Source organism: Nodosilinea sp. LEGE 06152, from assembly GCF_015207525.1.
GTDB lineage: Bacteria > Cyanobacteriota > Cyanobacteriia > Phormidesmidales > Phormidesmidaceae > Nodosilinea.
Window position 1 is genome coordinate 118,953 of sequence record NZ_JADEWR010000007.1, and the last position, 17,376, is coordinate 136,328.

Annotated in this window: 15 protein-coding genes and 1 tRNA gene; 10 read left to right on the top strand and 6 right to left on the bottom strand. The window is 58.1% G+C overall.

Annotated elements, in window-relative coordinates; translation table 11 throughout:
- Positions 1–3: 3 nt before the first annotated feature.
- Positions 4–852, bottom strand: coding sequence for an Npun_R2479 family HD domain-containing metalloprotein (locus IQ265_RS11620; protein ID WP_194053599.1), 849 nt, complete (start codon positions 850–852; stop codon positions 4–6).
- A 427-nt stretch (positions 853–1,279) separates the two neighbouring features.
- Here IQ265_RS11620 and IQ265_RS11625 point away from each other — a divergent pair, with 427 nt between their 5' ends.
- The 4 genes from IQ265_RS11625 (at position 1,280) to IQ265_RS11640 (ending at position 6,378) form a co-directional block, all read left to right on the top strand.
- On the top strand, positions 1,280–2,536 hold the full coding sequence (locus IQ265_RS11625) for an efflux RND transporter periplasmic adaptor subunit (RefSeq protein WP_194053601.1): 1,257 nt from the start codon (positions 1,280–1,282) through the stop codon (positions 2,534–2,536).
- 249 nt (positions 2,537–2,785) lie between these two features.
- Positions 2,786–5,932, top strand: a complete 3,147-nt coding sequence (locus IQ265_RS11630; protein WP_194053603.1) for an efflux RND transporter permease subunit — start codon at positions 2,786–2,788, stop codon at positions 5,930–5,932.
- A 52-nt stretch (positions 5,933–5,984) separates the two neighbouring features.
- Positions 5,985–6,056, top strand: a tRNA-Gly gene (locus IQ265_RS11635).
- Between the two features lie 43 nt (positions 6,057–6,099).
- Positions 6,100–6,378 carry a UPF0175 family protein gene (locus tag IQ265_RS11640; protein WP_194053605.1) on the top strand — a complete coding sequence of 93 codons (279 nt, stop codon included), beginning with the start codon at positions 6,100–6,102 and terminating at the stop codon, positions 6,376–6,378.
- Between the two features lie 54 nt (positions 6,379–6,432).
- On the opposite strand, the gene IQ265_RS11645 is transcribed toward IQ265_RS11640, so the two are convergent.
- The 4 genes from IQ265_RS11645 to IQ265_RS11660 all read right to left on the bottom strand — a co-directional run bounded on the left by IQ265_RS11645 (position 6,433) and on the right by IQ265_RS11660 (position 8,855).
- Complete coding sequence (locus IQ265_RS11645; protein ID WP_194053607.1) at positions 6,433–7,056, bottom strand: Uma2 family endonuclease; 624 nt, start codon at positions 7,054–7,056, stop codon at positions 6,433–6,435.
- 49 nt (positions 7,057–7,105) lie between these two features.
- Positions 7,106–7,390, bottom strand: a complete 285-nt coding sequence (locus IQ265_RS11650) for a hypothetical protein (RefSeq protein WP_194053609.1) — start codon at positions 7,388–7,390, stop codon at positions 7,106–7,108.
- Positions 7,391–7,509: 119 nt separating this feature from the next.
- Positions 7,510–8,358 (bottom strand): hypothetical protein, encoded by an 849-nt coding sequence (locus IQ265_RS11655; protein ID WP_194053611.1) that lies wholly within the window; start codon positions 8,356–8,358, stop codon positions 7,510–7,512.
- 209 nt (positions 8,359–8,567) lie between these two features.
- Complete coding sequence (locus tag IQ265_RS11660; RefSeq protein ID WP_194053613.1) at positions 8,568–8,855, bottom strand: hypothetical protein; 288 nt, start codon at positions 8,853–8,855, stop codon at positions 8,568–8,570.
- Positions 8,856–9,343: 488 nt separating this feature from the next.
- On the opposite strand from IQ265_RS11660, the gene IQ265_RS11665 reads away from it, so the two are divergent.
- Complete coding sequence (locus IQ265_RS11665; RefSeq protein ID WP_194053615.1) at positions 9,344–9,556, top strand: hypothetical protein; 213 nt, start codon at positions 9,344–9,346, stop codon at positions 9,554–9,556.
- 268 nt (positions 9,557–9,824) lie between these two features.
- On the opposite strand, the gene IQ265_RS11670 is transcribed toward IQ265_RS11665, so the two are convergent.
- Positions 9,825–11,330: a TonB family protein gene (locus tag IQ265_RS11670; RefSeq protein WP_194053617.1), complete on the bottom strand. Its 1,506-nt coding sequence runs from the start codon at positions 11,328–11,330 to the stop codon at positions 9,825–9,827.
- A gap of 473 nt (positions 11,331–11,803) precedes the next feature.
- On the opposite strand from IQ265_RS11670, the gene IQ265_RS11675 reads away from it, so the two are divergent.
- The 5 genes from IQ265_RS11675 (at position 11,804) to IQ265_RS11695 (ending at position 17,309) form a co-directional block, all read left to right on the top strand.
- On the top strand, positions 11,804–13,729 hold the full coding sequence (locus IQ265_RS11675; RefSeq protein ID WP_228037817.1) for a TonB-dependent receptor: 1,926 nt from the start codon (positions 11,804–11,806) through the stop codon (positions 13,727–13,729).
- A 143-nt stretch (positions 13,730–13,872) separates the two neighbouring features.
- Complete coding sequence (locus IQ265_RS11680; protein WP_194053619.1) at positions 13,873–14,520, top strand: MotA/TolQ/ExbB proton channel family protein; 648 nt, start codon at positions 13,873–13,875, stop codon at positions 14,518–14,520.
- A gap of 167 nt (positions 14,521–14,687) precedes the next feature.
- On the top strand, positions 14,688–15,092 hold the full coding sequence (locus IQ265_RS11685; protein ID WP_194053621.1) for a biopolymer transporter ExbD: 405 nt from the start codon (positions 14,688–14,690) through the stop codon (positions 15,090–15,092).
- Between the two features lie 44 nt (positions 15,093–15,136).
- The gene (locus tag IQ265_RS11690; RefSeq protein WP_194053623.1) at positions 15,137–16,132 is read left to right on the top strand and encodes an iron ABC transporter permease; all 996 of its coding nucleotides are present in this window, start codon (positions 15,137–15,139) and stop codon (positions 16,130–16,132) included.
- A gap of 130 nt (positions 16,133–16,262) precedes the next feature.
- The gene (locus IQ265_RS11695; protein WP_194053915.1) at positions 16,263–17,309 is read left to right on the top strand and encodes an iron ABC transporter permease; all 1,047 of its coding nucleotides are present in this window, start codon (positions 16,263–16,265) and stop codon (positions 17,307–17,309) included.
- Positions 17,310–17,376 lie beyond the last annotated feature (67 nt).

Consider the following 17,376-nt stretch of genomic DNA (forward strand, 5'->3'; position numbering starts at 1 on the left):
ACATCAGGTGTGGATTACGGTTTGCTCGTTCTCCACCATAAACACATTTGAATAGAGGTTAGCAATAATTTGCTTACCTTCCTGGGTCAGCGACAGATAACGCAAAGCATCTTGAATGTAGGGATGCACCACGTTCCAGTAGAACTTGGGGTAGTTGGCCCGCAGATCGCCGGGGTGCTCGTAGCCCAAATACTCGTTTTGGCGGGTTTCCTCAAACTCGTAGTACAAGGCCCCAATTTTCTTCAGGTAGCGGGGGTCGCTGAGCTGCCCAATCAGGTCGGCGGCCCGCACCAGTCCGGGAAAGTTGTGGGTATCTTGGTGGTCTTCCTCTTTGGGCACCGGAAAGCGAGTCAGCTCGATGTTGTACTTGATCACGCTGGCATCAATCACGGGGTTGTTGCCAAAGCGTTCTTCGATGAACCGCTTGCCCCGGTCAACGTGGTACGGCGTGAGCGCCGCGTCGGAGGCTCCGGGCTTGAGCGGCACCATTTCGTCGCCCTTGCCCGTGGAGTAGAGGTGGTTGCGGTCTTGGTCGCTGCGGCAGACGCCTTTGACATAGCCAATGTCGTGGCAGACCAGGGAAATAATAAAGTGCATCCAGTCTTTGCAGGTGACGCCGCCCTCGCGGATGTGCTTACCCCGCAGAATTTCTTGGCCCACCAGCGCCACCAGGACGGTGTGCTCAACGTTGTGGTAGAGCGCATCGCTGTTGGCGATATTTTCGAGCGCCATGCTGCCCGCCCAGGCGATGATGTCTTCGTAGTCTGGATTTTGGCCACCGTAGGTGCGGTGATACCCAGTCCGCAGTTTTTCTACAAAGTCACTGATGAGGATTTCCGTAGCGTTAAACATTCCCAAGACCTGCCTTTTTGAGAGTCGAGCCGATGGCGTGAGGGAGCAGTGACGACTGGGCTAAACAAAGCTCACGCGGTAGATGAATCAAATCCAAGTCCAGCAGTGAAGTTTTGCCGGTGGGAAAACTACTAAATCCCGAGCTGAACTTGGTACATCCTGCTATTAGACCAAACCTTCCCGATTCAGGGGTGTGATTCGAGTCAGTAGAAATGATGAGATTAGTCGCACAAACCCGAGGAAAGGGGCAACTTCCTTGACAAATCAAGCGATCCCAACCGTGGAAGGGTTTAAGCCATAATGGGAAAATAAACATTTTGTAACCTATCCAGGCGTTGTTCCTGAGGGTGTACTCGTGCCGCAACTCCCTTATTCTGACCCTTTGGAAACGTCTTTGGAGACGACTGGTTCATCTGCCGAGAAGGATATGACTCACTATAGCGAGACCGCTGCGGGCCGCACACCACCGCAAAAGTCGGCCCGATGGTCGGGAATACTGCTGGGCTTAGGGGCGGGGGTACTGCTGACCCTGGCCGGAACTCGCCTGCTGGGTGGGCGAGAGGCGGCCCCGCCAGAACCGGCTGAGACAGCCGCAGTGGCTACTCAAACGGTGACGGTAGACTCTGCCACACCGGCTGCCGTTGCCGATAAGCTGGCCGTTGACGGCACGGTTCAAGCGATTGATCTGCTCTCGATCGCGCCCCAGGCCAGCGGTTTACAGATTCGCCAAATTTTAGTGCGCGAGGGCAATGCCGTCAGCGCTGGGCAGGCGATCGCCACCCTAGACGACGCCACCCTGCAGGCCGATCTGCGCCAGGCCCAAGCCCAGCTGACGGTATCGCAGGCCCAGGTCAGCCAGCAGCAGGCTTCGCTAGCCCAGGCCCAGGCCAGCCTGGCCGAGGCCCAGTCCAACCTCGATCGCATTCAGTCTTTAGCCGATCGCGGGGCGGTCAGCCAGCAGGAGCTGACTCGTCAGCGCACTGAGACCGTCAATGCTGGCGAATCGGTGGCGCTGGCCCGCGCCGAGGTGGAGAGCGCCCAGGCGGGGGTGCGATCGCAGCAGGCGGCCATTGAGCGACTGCAAACCCAGCTCAGCCAGACCACCGTGCGGGCTCCCGTCGCGGGCGTGGTTGCCGAGCGCCTGGCCACCGTGGGCGATGTCTCGTCGCCGGGTACGCCCATCGTGACGCTGATTCAAAACAACCAGCTGGAGCTGGCCGGTGAGGTGCCCCAGGCCCAGCTCAACCAGGTCGCGATCGGAGCCCCGGTAGCGATTACCTCTAACACCGACAGCCGGATTCAGCTCCAGGGCACGGTAGCCTCCATCGACCCGGTCGTCGATGCGGCCACCCGAGTGGCGACGGTGAATATCTCTCTGCCAACCAGCGAACTGCTCAAGCCCGGCATGTTTTTGCGCGGCGCAATTACCACCAGCTCGCGCCAGGGGCTGACCATTCCGGCTGCGGCGCTACAGCCTCAGCCCGACGGCGACACCCAGGTGTTTGTGCTGGGTGAAGGCAACCAGGTTACGGCACGCACGGTAGAAGTCGGCAACCGCATCACTGCGGGCGGGGATGCGGTTGCCCGGGTCGAAATTCTTCAGGGACTGCAAGCCGGGGAACAGGTGGTGACCTCCGGCGTCGGGTTCTTACAAGACGGCGACGTCGTCACCGTAGTGGAATGATCCCGTAGGGTGCATTCGGCGGCCCCTCACCTCTGCTCCATCTCTTTCAACCCCCGCCCGCCAATGCACCGCCCACCCATGACGTGACCTATACCTTATGCTCCCCATCCTCGCAGCGGTGCATTACGGCCAGCCCCAGAATCATTGCCTAGAGTATTGATTGGCTTAGGGCCTAATGCACCCTACCGACGCACCCACCCGCCTACCCGCCTACCCATCCACCCGCCCACCCAACTACCCCTCCCCTCCATGAACCTCTCCGGCTGGTCCATTCGTCGCCCCATTCCCGTTATCGTGCTCTTCCTGGTGTTGACCCTGGGGGGGCTGATTGCCTTTGGGCAGCTGGGAATCGATGAAAACCCTAATATTGACCTACCTGCGGTCAGCGTGACCGTGACCCAGACCGGGGCCGGGCCTGAGGAACTGGAAAGCCAGGTGACCAAAAAGATCGAGGATGCTGTAGCCGGGTTGGGCAATATCGACGAGCTGCGCTCTACCGTGCGGGATGGCTCGTCTACGACATCGATTGTCTTTTTGTTGGGCACCGACGTAGACCGGGCCACCAACGACGTGCGCGATGCCGTTACCCGCATTCGCCAGGATCTGCCCGGCAGCATTCAGGAGCCGGTGATTCAGCGGCTAGACTTTAGCGGCGGCGTGATCATGACCTACGCCGTCAACTCTGAGCAGCGATCGGTAGAAGAGCTTAGCGACCTGGTCGATCGGGCCATCAGCCAAGAAATTCTCACGGTAGAAGGGGTGGCGCGGGTGGACCGGGTGGGGGGCGTTGACCCTGAGGTGCGCGTTGACCTTGACCCGGCCCAGCTCAATGCCCTGGGCATTACCGCTACCCAGGTGAATGATCAGATTCGGGCGCTAAACGTCAACCTGCCCAGCGGTCGGGCTACGTTGGGCGGGCAGGAGCAGAGCTTTCGCACCCTGGGCAGCGCCGCTACGGTAGAGACGCTGCAGGCCTACCGCATTGCCTTACCCAATGGCAGCACGGTACCCCTCAGCACCCTGGGCACGGTCGAAAGCGGCTTTGGGGAGGCCCGTCGCTCGGCTCAGCTCAACAATGAGCCGGTGGTGGCCTTTTCGGTTTATCGCAGCACGGGCAGCGTTTTGGTCTCGGTGGAAAATGGGGTGCGGGCAGCGGTGGCGCGGCTCCAAGAAACCCTGCCTGACGACATTGACATTGAGCTGATTTTTACCCGCGCCGACGAAATTCGTGACTCGTACCAGGCCTCGATTGACTCGCTGATTTTGGGCTGCGTGCTGGCGGTCGTGGTGGTAGGCGTATTTCTGCGCGACTGGCGGGCAACGCTGATTACCGCTACGGCTCTGCCGCTGTCGATTATTCCGACCTTTTTGGTGCTGCAGTGGTTTGACTACACCCTCAACAGCATGACCCTGCTGGCGCTCACCCTGGCGGTGGGGAATTTGGTGGACGATGCGATCGTAGAAATTGAAAACGTTGAGCGCCACATGCGCATGGGCAAGCGCCCGTTTCAGGCGGCGCTAGACTCGACGGCTGAGGTGGGGCTGGCGGTGCTGACCACGACGGCGACGATTGTGGCGGTGTTTTTGCCCGTGGCCTTTATGGGAGGCATTCCGGGCCAGTTTTTTCAGCCTTTTGGCGTGACGGTAGCCACGGCGACGGTGTTTTCGACCGTTGTGGCGCGCCTGGTGACGCCGATGATGGCGGCCTACTTGCTCAAGCCGATCGGGTCGGCTGCTGACGACTCCTTAAATGGCCACGGCAGAGGGCCGCGACGTGGCCCCTATCGCTCTCTGCTGGGCTGGGCGATGCGGCACCGGGGGCTAACGATGGCCCTGGCGCTGATTTTCTTTGTGGGCAGCCTGCAGTTGGTGCCCTACATTCCCACCAACCTGTTCGACAGCAGCGACTCCAGCCTTTCGACTATTTCTGTGGAGCTGCCGCCGGGGGCTACCCTGGCCGATACTGAGCGCGCCACGACTCAGGTAACCGAGGGCCTGTTGGCGAACCCAGCGGTGGATGCAGTTTTGGCGACGGAAGGGGGCGACAGTGGCGTGAATACGGCAACGCTCTACGCCCGTCTGCTGCCGAAGGGCGATCGCGATCTTTCCCAAGCCGAATTTGAGCAACAGGCTCGCGACATCTTTCAGCAAGTGCCTGGGGCGCGGGTTAGTGTGCAGAGCCAGGGTGCCTCTGGCGAAGGCAAAGACCTAACCGTAGTGCTAAAAAGTGAGGACCCGGCAGCGTTGCGCGCGGCTTCAGATGCCCTGACCCGCGAAATGCGCGAAGTTACGGGGTTTGTGGATGTCAACTCTAGCGCGAGCCTGGTGCGGCCTGAGGTGCAGATTATTCCAGACATTGCCCGCGCCGCCGACCAGGGGGTGACGGTACAGGCGATCGCGGCCACCGCCTCCCTGGCCACCCTGGGCGATACCGACGCAAACCTAGCAGACTTCAACCTGGGTGATGCTGAAGGAGCAGCCGGAGGCCAGCGCCAAATTCCCATTCGCGTGCAGATTGATCCCGCCTTTCGCGATGACCCAGAGATTCTGCAAACCCTGCGCGTACCCAGCCAGACCGATGGGTTAGTGCCCCTGGTCGCTGTCGCCGACGTGCGCTACGGCAGTGGCCCAGCCCAGATCGATCGCTTCGATCGCGCTCGCCAGGTCACCATTGGCGGCAACCTTCAGGGCCTAACCCTGGGGCAAGGCCTAGAGATTGTAGGCGAGTTGCCAACCATGCAAAACCTTCCGGCTGGCGTAGCCCAACAACCCGCCGGCGACGCCGAAATTATGCGCGACATTTTCAGCCGCTTTGCCCTCGCCCTGGGGACGGCGGTGCTGATGATTTTTGCAGTGCTGGTACTGCTCTACAACAACTTTATTTACCCGGTGGCGGTAATGGCGGCCCTGCCCCTCTCGGTAGGCGGGGCGCTGATGGGGCTGCTGATTACCCAAAAGCCCCTGGGCCTGTTTGCTCTAATTGGTATTGTGCTGCTGATGGGCCTGGTGACAAAAAACGCCATTCTGCTGGTGGACTATGCCCTGATGGCTCAGCAGCAGGGCAAATCGTCTAAAGCAGCGGTGATAGAAGCGGGGACAACCCGCCTGCGGCCAATTTTGATGACGTCGATTTCGACGATGGCGGGGATGGTGCCGATCGCCCTAGAGCTAGGAGCCGGAGGCGAAACCCGCAGCCCAATGGCGATCGCGGTGCTGGGCGGCTTTACCACCTCCACCCTGCTGACTCTGGTGGTGGTGCCGGTGCTGTTTACCTACATTGCTGGGCTAAATGGCGCGATCGCCAAGCTGTTTGCCCGCTTTAGGGGCCACGACGGCGGCCCCACCCCGCCCTCTGCCCCAGAAACTTCGCCGAAGGAATATACGTTGAGCAAATAAATAGCCGTATAATGGGAGTCCGTTGGCAACGTGCTTGCCCAGCGGCACCTCTGCGGGTGTAGTTCAGTGGTAGAACGTCAGCTTCCCAAGCTGAATGTCGTGAGTTCGAGTCTCATCACCCGCTTTAAAACATAAAGACCCAGGTTTGATTACAGAAGGTGAAACTCATGAGTACAGAAACAATTACTCTTGAGGTTTCACAGGATATGCTGGCAGCTCTCAAGATGGGGGCAACTGACTTGGGTGAGCGGATTCGGTTGTTGGCTGCGATCGCATTTTTTCAGGAGAAGCAGCTCTCTTTGGGCAAGGCTGCTGAGCTGGCAGGGTTAAATCGCCTGACGTTTATGGATCTTTTAGCTCAACGGGGCATTGTGGTGTTTGACTACGATAAGCTTGCCCCTACAACAGATTTAGCTGGCATTGCTGAACTGGTAGACCGTGACTGACATAATCTGCAATGCCACACCCCTGATTGCATTTGCCAAAATTGGGGATCGATCTCATTCAACCCTCAGGATGGCTTTGGCGGTCAGATTCAAATTGGGAAAGACAAAAGACGTAATGCGCTGGTCGCCGCGCAGCAATTGCCGGTCGTAACGCCCCTCTGGATTCAAGGTACAGAGAGTTAGCGTAGGTTGTTTAGGCCGACCAATGAAGAATTCGCCGCCAAGCCCCTGATAGTCGGCAATCCAGTATTCCGGAATGCCTAGCAGGGCGTAGTCTTCGAGTTTGCGGGCGTAGTCGTTTTGCCAGTTGCTGCTGACGACCTCCGCCACAAATTTGATGGTGCTGCCGAGGGTGACAACAGGCTGGCTGGCCCACAGCGGCTCTTGGGAGAGGGCGGTGCGGTCTAGGACGATCACATCGGGGCGAAACCCGGTTTGGTTGGCCAGGGGTTTGATTAAGCAGCGATGGGGGATGAAGTAATCGGCCCCTTGCTGCACGATGTCGTAATTGAGCCAGCGGGCAATGGTCGCCGCCACTTCCTCATGAGGCCCCGTCGGTTCCAAGTCAAAGAGTTCTCCATCAATGAGTTCGTAGCGACTATCATCGCCGTACTGAGCGAGAAACTCCTCAAAATTCAGGAAAATCAGTTGTAAGGGGCGATCGTTTGCGAGTGCCATAGTTGCTCTGGCTCCCCTGCGTAATGTTGTGGGCGAAGGTTAGCTTTGCTCAGTCTATCGCGATCGTCTGATGCAGGGCGATCAACGGTTTGTCTTTTATTGTTCCTACGCTTCGCGTGGAATGCCCACGATGGTACTCCTGCGCCCCATATTGAGGAGACGCTGGAGCGTCAGAGGAGGCTGTGTCAACGCTTGAGCGTTGGCACAATAAAATCATCCAAAGAGAAAACAAAACCAAACCAGCTATAACATAGCTTTGCTTTCTGATTTCTTTATTTTTATATTGAATAGCTCTTACATGCTTTTCAGGCATTTCTTGTATTATGTCACTCATGCTTTAGATTCAACTCTCCTATCATTAGGCCAACTCAATTGGTATCATTGGACAGTTTAGTGTAGCACCAAGTCTTATTCATCGTGGTTTCCCGTCACGGTGAAGTATGACAATGTTTTTCAATGACCAAAAAGCCGTGCAAAAAAAATGACAGCCTTTTTTCTGAGGCGAATCATATTTTCATTGCTAGAGAGGAATCTATCTAGTCTTGGCAATACAAGGAAAAAGTATATTAAGCCAACTATTAAAAAAGAATACGTTATAAAGAAGTGCAGAAGAGAAAACTCTGGCGAACTGGGGGAATTGCTAACACCGTCACTAATATCAAAAATTTCAAAAACTAATACTTGCACTGAAACAAGTGAAAAGGAAGGTAGAATAAAAGCAATCAGAATAAATGCAGAGAAACCGAAAACAGCTTCAAATATTTTATGCAACCTGTAATAGTCCCCTCTGCTTGGTTTCTGCTCACCTATAACATCTCCTCTCACATTAACAATAATGGAATCTTTCCAGGTGTGAAAAAATCTAATATTAAAACCATCTCGATGACCAATATATGAGAAGTTTATCAAAATTTTATCCTCGGCCCTTTCCGGAAGGAATCCGTTATTTTTGCCGTTTCTCAAAGAAAGCAGCTTTATGGCACCCATCAATTTACCGTTAACCAGAATCTCTATTGGTTCAAATTCTGAGATGTCATTTCTACGAATGACATCTCTTCCAGCATTCCAGACATACACATGGGAAATTGCTAGATTACTAATAGGCTGAGCGTAATAAGTTATCTTTAGCCCATCTACTTCATTCTGGAAATCTTCTATAAGCTTCTCAGAATATATTTGGTATTTTAGGATTTTACGTTTTGTAGAAGCCAAATAAAAATATAAGCCTGTAAGTATTCCTAAAATACCGAGTAAGGATCCCACCCAACCCTGGTTTAGAAAGTTTAATATCTGTTGCCACACGATAATAAGCTCGAAAAGTTGATTACCGCTAAGTTACCCTCTTTCTAATTATTTTGGTATAGCCTTAAGCACTCGCTGAATGATACCGGGGTTTTTGTAATGCCAGTCCTCGTAGGTTGGGTTGAGGTAACGAAGCCCAACAGCAGCAATGGTTTCGTTGGATTACGCTATCGCTAACCCAATCTACGGCTGACCCCCTAGACGTGGCGTCAATCTAGCTGCCGATCGCGCCTCAGTAGACTAAACACCTCGCCTTGCTCTGGGGTAATCAAAATCCCAGATGGTGGTATCGTCACCAACCGGCTCCACTCCCGCTGCTCGGCATAGGTCAGCACATGCAGCAGGTTGATCGTCGCTCGCACCCCCTCCGGCGAGCCGATTACCAAATGACGCAAACGCTCGCGCCCCGGCTGGGGGCTAGGGTTTGCAAGGCGTAGGGGACTCAGATCCCCGAGTTCTTGAAGAACTTGGGGATCTTGGCGGGTAAAACACAACATAATCGGGTTCCTTTCCAATGAAACGATGGGGAAGAAACCCAAAAATTTAGCCGCCCTGACGTTGTGCAGTTCGGGGCGGCCTGGGCAATAATAGCCCTAGCCTCCGAGACAGCTCAGACCTGTCGAAGGGGTTAGCCGCTGGTTGGAGGGCCTAATCTCCTTCCAGTGGCGTTTGACTAAATTTTTGGGACGTTCAGACTGCACGCACACAGCCTTAGCTCAGTAATCTAGTCCAATCGCGCACCGGGCGCAAGTAAGAATTGTTACCATTGGTCGAAACTCTGGATTTAGAAACCGGATTTCTTTGCCTGGGGGTATTTATACTAAATCCTGTCTATATACCCCCTATTTGTAGGGGCATTGCAGTGCAATGCCCCTACGAGGTACCGGTTATGAATCGGGGTTGTGTGACTCGGATTTGCTCTATAAATAGCCGTCCCTAGCCCCTTTGGGGCGGCTTCACCAACGACTTCGCTCAGGGACCGGCTATGGCTATTTTTATCTTTGGGGGTGCCGCGCTAGCAGCATGGACGATTGGTATTAACTCCTTTACTGCCCGAGAGAAACCCGGTTTCCGGCTCCATACCCTTGCTTTCGCCACTGGTAAGGTTCATCCGCAACGCCAAAACCCTCATCAACCCCGGCAAACCTTCCTTCGCCCCCGTGAAACCTTTATTTCACCTGCTGCAAAGTTCTTCTGAGCGCTCGGTAAAAGCCTCAGCTCGCTACGATCTTGCCTTTGCCCAACCAAAAGGTTCCTCCACCCCCCCAGATCATTCTTTTGACCTCGGGTAAGGTTCCTTCACTCCCGCAGGTCATTCTTTTGACTTCGGGTAAGCTTCTTTCGCCCATGCAGATCATTATCAATCCGCCCAGCAAATCTTTGGATTACCTGGGTGAGGCGCTAAAGCTTAGCTCTGATACGGACACCACTTTGGCCGAGTCTGCCAAAACCGAGGCTGATCATGGTTAAGGGGCTTCTTCGCTAGCGGGGGCTTCTGGCTGGGGCGGGGTGGCCGCCGGGGGGGGAGCCGCCGGAGCTGGGGGAGCTGCCGGAGCAGGCTGAGGGGGCGGGGTCGCTGGGGTTGGAGCCACGACTGGTGGCGCTGGCGTTGGGGTTGGCGGTGGCGATGATGGCGTCGGGGTTGGGGCTGGGGATGATGGGGTTGGTGTCGGCGTTGGGGTTGGGGTTGGCGTTGGTGGGGCTACCGCAGGTTCTGGTGAAGATTCAGGTGCTGCATTCTCAGGCTCGGGAATGAGGGGATCGGCGGGAGCACTGGCGGGTTCTGAATCGGTTTCAGCAGATGCCGGTGGCTCAGTCTCGGCGGGTTCAGTGGGTTCGGTAGGGGCAGCCGTTGATTCTGGCGTGGGGTTGGGCTCTGCGGCCGATTCAGTCGCTGGGGTTGGTTCTGATGGCAGCTCTACTGCCTGGCGCTCGCCCCGACGGCGAGCATCGCGGTTTCGGCGTGAGCCTTCAATGGTCAGGTCATACTCAATAGGAACGCTGGCTCCGCCATTGACAGGCTGAAACCGTGAGTTTCGAGCGGCCTGAATAGCGGCCTGATCGATCGCCGGGTTACCGCTGGAGCGGGTCAGAGTCACACTGCGAACGCTGCCGTCGGGGTTGATGTCAACGCTGACCATGGGTTGACCTTCGGCCCCGGCATCTAGGGCGCTTTGGGGATAGCTGGGACGCACGCAATTTTGGCAGGCCACCGTGCGCGAGCCCTGGCCCTGGCCGTTGCCGCCAGAGGAATTGGTGGTGCCAGTGCCGGGGCGGGCAGCGGTAGTTTCGCCAGCCCCCGCTGAGTCAGAAGCGGGAGGCCCAGCTGAGTCAGGGCTACCATCTGCTGAAGTGCCAGCGGCAACCTCACCCTCGGCCTCTCGCCGCTGCTGTAGAAAGTCGCGCAGGCGCTCGAACTGGGAGGACTCCTCTGCCGCAGTGGCTAGGTCGGGCTCTGTCGGCTCGGCTTCGGTTTCGGCTTCGGCGACGGCCTCTTCGGGTTCAACGGTTTCGGGCGGTAGATCGGCCTCGGGGGTTTCTTCCTCCTCTTCTGGCACCTCTAGCTCTGACTCGACTTCGGTTTCGACCAGGGGTTCGGGCTCGACCGGTTCTGGAAGCTCAGGCTCGGCTACCGCAACTGGCTGGGGTGCCGCAACAATGGCGGCTGGAGGGGGTGGGGCCGGGGCCGCTGGGGCGGGAGCGGGGTCATTGGTCTGGGTGCTGAGTTCGGCGGGCTGGGTGGGGTCGGGCAAGACCTCGGGCTCGTCGGGCAGCGGCTCGGTTACCGACTCGGTGATGATCAGCTCGATGGGCGTTAGCTCATCGGTGGCGGCTTGCCAAAAGTTGAACTGGCTCAGGCTGAGCCCCACCCCGTGGGCACCCAGGGAGCCCAACAGGCCCCAAAGCAGAAGTCGTTTCAGCTTTTTCTGCTCGTGCTCATGCTGTTGGACGCAGATTTCTGAAAGGCTCATTGGCACTTGCCCAGGGAAACGGCAAAACGGTTTTAATCATATTACACAATTGACAGTCAATAGCATTTAGCTGGGGAAACTGAAGTGCTCAAGTTAGGTTACTGACAGCGCTTTAGAGGTTGGGTTGAAACGCAGTGAACCTAGCGCCAGAGCTAGGGTGGGCGGGTTCTGCGATCGCGCCACCTACCCACCCAGTTGATCAAGATTTCGTGAGTTTTGTCGGTCAATCAGGGGCGCAGGTGTCCGCCACCCTGGGGTAGAAAGACGGCTTGTCTTTAGACAGGCCGCTATCCCCCCTGCCATATTGACCAGGCAAATAGCTGAGTCTTAAAGCCATATCCGAGGGGCGCACAGTGAACAGGAGTGGGTTGAAGTGGTTCGCGGCTCTGGCGTTGGGGAGCTGTATTGGCAGTACTGGACTGGTTGACCTGCGCCCTGTTCGAGCAGACCCTGCCCCAGCTGCGTCCGCTGCCTTGCCGAAGCTGGCCTGTACCACCTGCGGCTCCGCCAGCGACCTGATAGTTCAGCAGCCGGGGTCGGCTGAACCCGATGATGAGGGCATTTTACGGATTATTGTCACCGAAGACATGCCGGTGCAGTCTACGCCGGTCTATGTGATCGACGCTGAGCAGATTCAGCAGTCGGGGGCCGATACGCTGTCAGAGATTCTGCGCGGTTTGCCCGGCTTTGCCATCAACGATGTGGGGTTTGGGGCCGATATTCACACGGGCACGGCCTACCGGGGGCACTCGATCAATCAGTCGGTCTTTCTGATCGACGGGCGGCCCTTTAATACCAATATCAGCACCTACCACGGCGGCACCGATCTCAACAGCATTCCCACCGACGCCATTGAGCGGGTGGAGCTGTCTAGCGGCACGGCGGCCACCCTATACGGGTCTGAAGCCTTTGGCGGCGTGGTAAATATTGTGACGCGGCTAGGCACGGGCATACCCCGCTTTACGGGGGCGGCGCAGCTGGGTTCCTACGGGCTATCGAACTATCGGGGGCGATTTGGAGGCAGCTTTAACGATGTAGATTTTAGTCTGGGCTACGAACGCGCCCGGGCCGAGAACAACTATGTCGTACCCGTGGGAGCGGCCAACCGTGGCCCCGATGGCCGCCTCTTTAACGGCGATACAGCGGTGGACAATATCTATGGACGGCTGGGGTTTGCCATCGACGATCGCAACCAGCTCGACTTTAGCGCCAGCCACCTCAGCAGCCGCAAGGGGCTGTTGTACTTTGGCTTTCCGCTCCAGCGCGATCGCCTCCACCACGATGGCCTCAATCTGGGCCTCACCTGGGAGGCGGCGCTGGGCGCTGGGGATGACTCGCAGCTGGCAGTCTCGGTAGGCTACAACAGCGATTACTTCAACACCTTTGGCCCCACCCAGGGGGTGTTCTCGCGCACGGGCGTGCTCGATACCAAAACTCTGCTCAGCCGAGTGCAGCACGATTGGCAGCTGAGCGATCGCCTACAGTTGCAGTGGGGGGGCGACCTCAGACAGACCTGGTTTAGCGGCGAAGCCAGCTCCACCGCCCCGGCCCTGGCCCCGCTCAACGACGTTGAAAATCGCAGCCGGTTTGAGGGGGCGGTGTTTGCCCTCGGCACCCTGCGCCTCACCGACACCCTGCAAACCGAGGTGGGGCTGCGCCAAAACCTGACCAGCGAATTTGGAGCCTACACCAACCCCAGCCTGGGCCTCAACTGGGCCGCCACCCCAGGGGTAAACTTTCGCAGCAGCTGGGTTTCGGTGCAGCGCAACCCCGGCCTTGACCAGCTCTATCTGTTCGATACGGTGCACAACTGGCTGGCTAACCCCGATCTGGTGCCCGAGCAAGGCTCAGCCTGGACGATTGGGGTCGATACGCAGCTAGCCCCCAACCTGAGCGGCCAGGTAACCTACTTCGGCAGCCAGCTCAACAACCGCCTGGGCATTCGGACCGGTCGCTGGGAAAACATTGGCCTGGTCAGCACCAATGGCCTAGAGCTGGCCCTCAACTGGCAGGTTAGCCCTCAGTGGAACACGTTCTTAAACTACACCTACACCAGCGCCCAAATTAAAGACGGCCCCGAGGCAGGGCTACAGCTTGGGATGATTCCATTTTCGGTGGGGCAGATGGGCGTGGGCTATCGCCACAACGGATGGCAGGCCGCCGTGCTGGCCAGCTACAACAGCGGCGCGCGACGGGCCTTTTTTGTGAACCCCGGCGACACTAGTTTAGATTTCACGGAGTCTTGGCTCAACCTCGATTTCACGGCGCGGGTGCCCGTGCTGCAAAACCTGGGGCTGGTGATCTATGTCGAGAACTTGGCCAATCGCCAGTACGAAAAGTCAAACCGCATCTACCACCCCGGCACAGCGTTTCGCATTGGCGTGGAGTCTATTTTTTAGGCTCAGCCCCGCCGCCCTCGGCCTGAGGAGCGGAGACGCTAGCTGAGCAGTGGGTTGCTGAGGCAGGGGCTGCCGTCAAATTTGTCTTGACAGGGCACCGCAAACAAGGGTTAATCTAATGACACCAATTTGCAACTAGGTCTATGGGTACTATTTTTGCGGCGGGCGGCATTGTGATGTGGCCGCTGCTAGGGTTTTCAATCCTAGCGATCGCGCTCATCATCGAGCGCTCCCTCTTCTGGTTTCGCATCAACCGCCGCCAGCGCCCGGTGATGCAAGACATTCTGCGCACCTATCGGCAAGCGCCTGTGGATGTGTACCCCAAGCTGCGGCAGAACGTCAACCTGCCCATTGCCCGCATTTTTCTCGAAGCGCTGGACATCGAAGGGGCCAGCCCCAAGCAGTTTCACCTGGCCCTGGCCAGCGCCATGCAGGCTGAGCTGCCCCACCTGCGTCGGTTTAACACCGTCTTTGCCACCATCATCAGCGTCGCGCCGCTGCTCGGCCTGCTCGGCACTATTCTTGGCCTGATCGCCTCCTTTTCCGCCATTCAGCTCGGCGACATTGGCTCCAATGCCAACGCCGTTACCGGCGGCATCAGCGAAGCCCTAGTATCCACCGCCGCCGGGCTGGTAGTCGCCATTGGCACGCTGCTATTTGCCAACCTCTTTCGCGGCTTCTACAAACGCCAGATCGCGCTGATTCAGGAGTACGGCGGCCAGTTTGAGATTTTGTACGAAACCCACTACGAGCGGCAGAGCCAGCTTAGGGAAGAGTCTTTGGTGAGGTAGATGGGTAGATGGGTGGATGGGTAGATGGGTAGATGGGTAGATGGGTAGATGGGTCTATTCATAGCGCATGGACTGCACCCTCCCACTCGCCCACCCTCCCACTCATCCACCCTCCCACTCATCCACCCTCCCACTCATCCACCCTCCCACTCATCCACCCTCCCACCATGTACTTCCCCGAAGAACCCGAAGAAGAGTTTGAACTCAACATCGTGCCGATGATCGATGTCATCTTTGCGATTTTGACGTTTTTCATTATTTCTAGCCTGTTTCTCACTCGTTCTGAGTCATTGCCGGTAAATTTGCCCAAGGCCGATAGCTCCGAGGTGCAGCAGCGCACGCAGATTACGGTCTCGGTTGAGGATTCTGGTGCGATCGCGCTGAATCGAGAATCCATTGCGCTAGACAACCTGCAATCGAGTGTGCGCGACCTGATGGGTACCACCCAGGAATCGGTGATTGTGATCAACGCCGATGAAGCCGTCAACCACGGTCGCGTGATTGCGGTGATGGACGAACTGCGGGCGATCGAGGGAGCCACCCTGGGGATTGCAACGCAACGGGAGAATTAGCACTAGTGTCATCCCTTCAGTCAGACAGGCCAAAGCTTTCTCCAATGTTGTCTCAGTCGCCTCTGTCGCTGGTGTTGGGGCTATTTTTGGGCGGTTTGGTGCTGCTGGTCTGTCTTTTGACGAGCATTTTGCTGGGGGCCGCCGATATTGCACCCGATACGGTGTTTCAAGCCATCTTTCAATTTGATGGCTCGACGGAGCATTTGATTATTCGCACGGTGCGGCTGCCTAGGGCGGTATTGGCGGTGGTGGTGGGGGCGGCGCTGGCGGTGGCTGGAGCCATTACCCAGGGGCTGACCCGCAACCCGCTGGCCGCGCCTGATATTTTGGGCATCAATGTCGGGGCGGCGCTGGCGATGGTGCTGGCGGTGTTTTTGCGGGGCAGCGGCGGCAGCTACGTGGGGTTTGCCTTTGGGGGAGCGGCGATCGCAGCCCTTACCGTCTACTGGCTTGGCTCTATGGGTCGCAGCGGTCTCACGCCCCTCAAGTTGGTGATCGCCGGAGCCGCCCTGTCGTACCTGCTCAGCTCCCTCACCACGGGCATTCTCATCCTCAGTCAGCGCACGCTGGATGAGATTCGCTTTTGGCTGGCCGGGTCGCTGGCCGGGCAAGATATTGCGTCTATTCTGCCGGTGCTGCCCTACATCGCCGTGGGGCTAGCAGCGTCGCTGGCCCTGGGGCGACAGCTAACGCTGATGAGCCTGGGCGAAGACGTGGCCCAGGGCTTAGGGCTGCAAACCGCCTGGGTGAAAGTGGGATCGGCGATCGCCGTCGTTCTGCTAGCGGGCAGCGCCGTGGCCCTGGCTGGCCCCATCGGCTTCGTCGGGTTGGTGGTGCCCCACGTGGTGCGCTTCGCCGTCGGCGTCGACTACCGCTGGATTTTGCCCTACTCCATGATCGCTGGGGCCATCCTGCTCTCGGTGGCCGATACCGCCGCTCGCCTGGTGATTCGCCCCCAGGAGCTGCCGGTGGGGATCATGACCGCGATCGTGGGGGCACCGTTCTTTATCTATTTGGCGCGGTCGAAGATCAAACGGTGAGGCGCAGGTTAATGGTGGGCAGTGCCCACCCTACGAGAGGCAGCAAACAGCATTGGAATGGTGCATCGCTACGCGGATGCACCCTACACCCCCTCACCCATCTACCCATCCACCCGCCTACCCGCCCACCATGCCCACCAAACCCTGGCTCTCCATCCGTCCCCGCCAATTCCCAGTCTCCCTACGGGTCGATCGCCGCGTGCCTGCGGTATTGGTGGCGCTAGTGGCGATCGCCCTGCTCTCCCTCATCTTCAACGTCAGCCAGGGAGAGTACCCGGTGCCGCCGCTGGAGGTGGTCAAAACCATTCTGGGCTTTCCGGCCAGCCCCGACTACGCCTTTGTGGTGAATACGTTGCGGCTGCCCCGCGCCCTGGTGGCGCTGCTGGTGGGCATGGGGCTGGCGACGGCGGGGACAATTTTGCAGGGCATTACCCGCAACCCGCTGGCGGCTCCAGAAATCATCGGCATTAATTCAGGGGCGAGTTTGGTGGCGGTGGCGCTGATCGTGCTGTTCCCGCAGGTGGCGGTGGGGTGGCTACCGATCGCCGCGTTTTTGGGCGGATTGGGGGCGGCGATCGCCATCTACCTGCTGGCCTGGAACGGCGGCAGCTCGCCCATGCGCCTGATCTTGATCGGCATCGGCCTGACTTCGCTCACCGGAGCCTTCACCACCCTGATGATCACCTTCGGCAACATCTACGATGTCAGCCAAGCCCTGGTGTGGCTCACCGGCAGCGTCTACGGCCGCAGTTGGGAGCACCTCTGGCCGCTGCTGCCCTGGCTGATCATTTTTCTGCCCCTGACCCTGGTGCTAGCGCGGGATCTGGACAGCCTGAATCTGGGCGACAGCCTGGCCCAGGGGCTGGGCAGCCGGGTGGAGTGGACCCGCAGCCTGCTGCTGCTCTGCACCGTAGCTCTGGCCGGGGCATCAGTGGCCACGGCGGGCACCATCGGGTTTGTCGGGCTGATGGCTCCGCACCTGGGGCGGCAGTTGGTAGGGCCATCCCACGCGGGGTTAATTCCGGTGGCGGCGCTGACCGGGGCATGCATCGTAGAGCTGGCCGATCTGGTGGGGCGACTGGCCTTTGCCCCCATTGAGCTACCCTGCGGGGTGATTACAGCGGTCGTCGGCGCGCCCTATTTCCTGTGGCTGCTGTACCGCGACCGTAACCAGTAATCCAGAGAAGACAGAAGGCAAAAAAGTCAGGTGCAAGGTGCAAGGCAGAACCGTAAACCCGAAACCT

Bases quoted from the DNA above. Each gene is read 5' to 3' on its own strand.
- IQ265_RS11620 (WP_194053599.1), bottom strand. From the start codon at position 852: ATGTTTAACGCTACGGAAATCCTCATCAGTGACTTTGTAGAAAAACTG.
- IQ265_RS11625 (WP_194053601.1), top strand. From the start codon at position 1,280: ATGACTCACTATAGCGAGACCGCTGCGGGCCGCACACCACCGCAAAAG.
- IQ265_RS11630 (WP_194053603.1), top strand. From the start codon at position 2,786: ATGAACCTCTCCGGCTGGTCCATTCGTCGCCCCATTCCCGTTATCGTG.
- IQ265_RS11640 (WP_194053605.1), top strand. From the start codon at position 6,100: ATGAGTACAGAAACAATTACTCTTGAGGTTTCACAGGATATGCTGGCA.
- IQ265_RS11645 (WP_194053607.1), bottom strand. From the start codon at position 7,056: ATGGCACTCGCAAACGATCGCCCCTTACAACTGATTTTCCTGAATTTT.
- IQ265_RS11650 (WP_194053609.1), bottom strand. From the start codon at position 7,390: ATGAGTGACATAATACAAGAAATGCCTGAAAAGCATGTAAGAGCTATT.
- IQ265_RS11660 (WP_194053613.1), bottom strand. From the start codon at position 8,855: ATGTTGTGTTTTACCCGCCAAGATCCCCAAGTTCTTCAAGAACTCGGG.
- IQ265_RS11665 (WP_194053615.1), top strand. From the start codon at position 9,344: ATGGCTATTTTTATCTTTGGGGGTGCCGCGCTAGCAGCATGGACGATT.
- IQ265_RS11670 (WP_194053617.1), bottom strand. From the start codon at position 11,330: ATGAGCCTTTCAGAAATCTGCGTCCAACAGCATGAGCACGAGCAGAAA.
- IQ265_RS11680 (WP_194053619.1), top strand. From the start codon at position 13,873: ATGGGTACTATTTTTGCGGCGGGCGGCATTGTGATGTGGCCGCTGCTA.
- IQ265_RS11685 (WP_194053621.1), top strand. From the start codon at position 14,688: ATGTACTTCCCCGAAGAACCCGAAGAAGAGTTTGAACTCAACATCGTG.
- IQ265_RS11690 (WP_194053623.1), top strand. From the start codon at position 15,137: ATGTTGTCTCAGTCGCCTCTGTCGCTGGTGTTGGGGCTATTTTTGGGC.
- IQ265_RS11695 (WP_194053915.1), top strand. From the start codon at position 16,263: ATGCCCACCAAACCCTGGCTCTCCATCCGTCCCCGCCAATTCCCAGTC.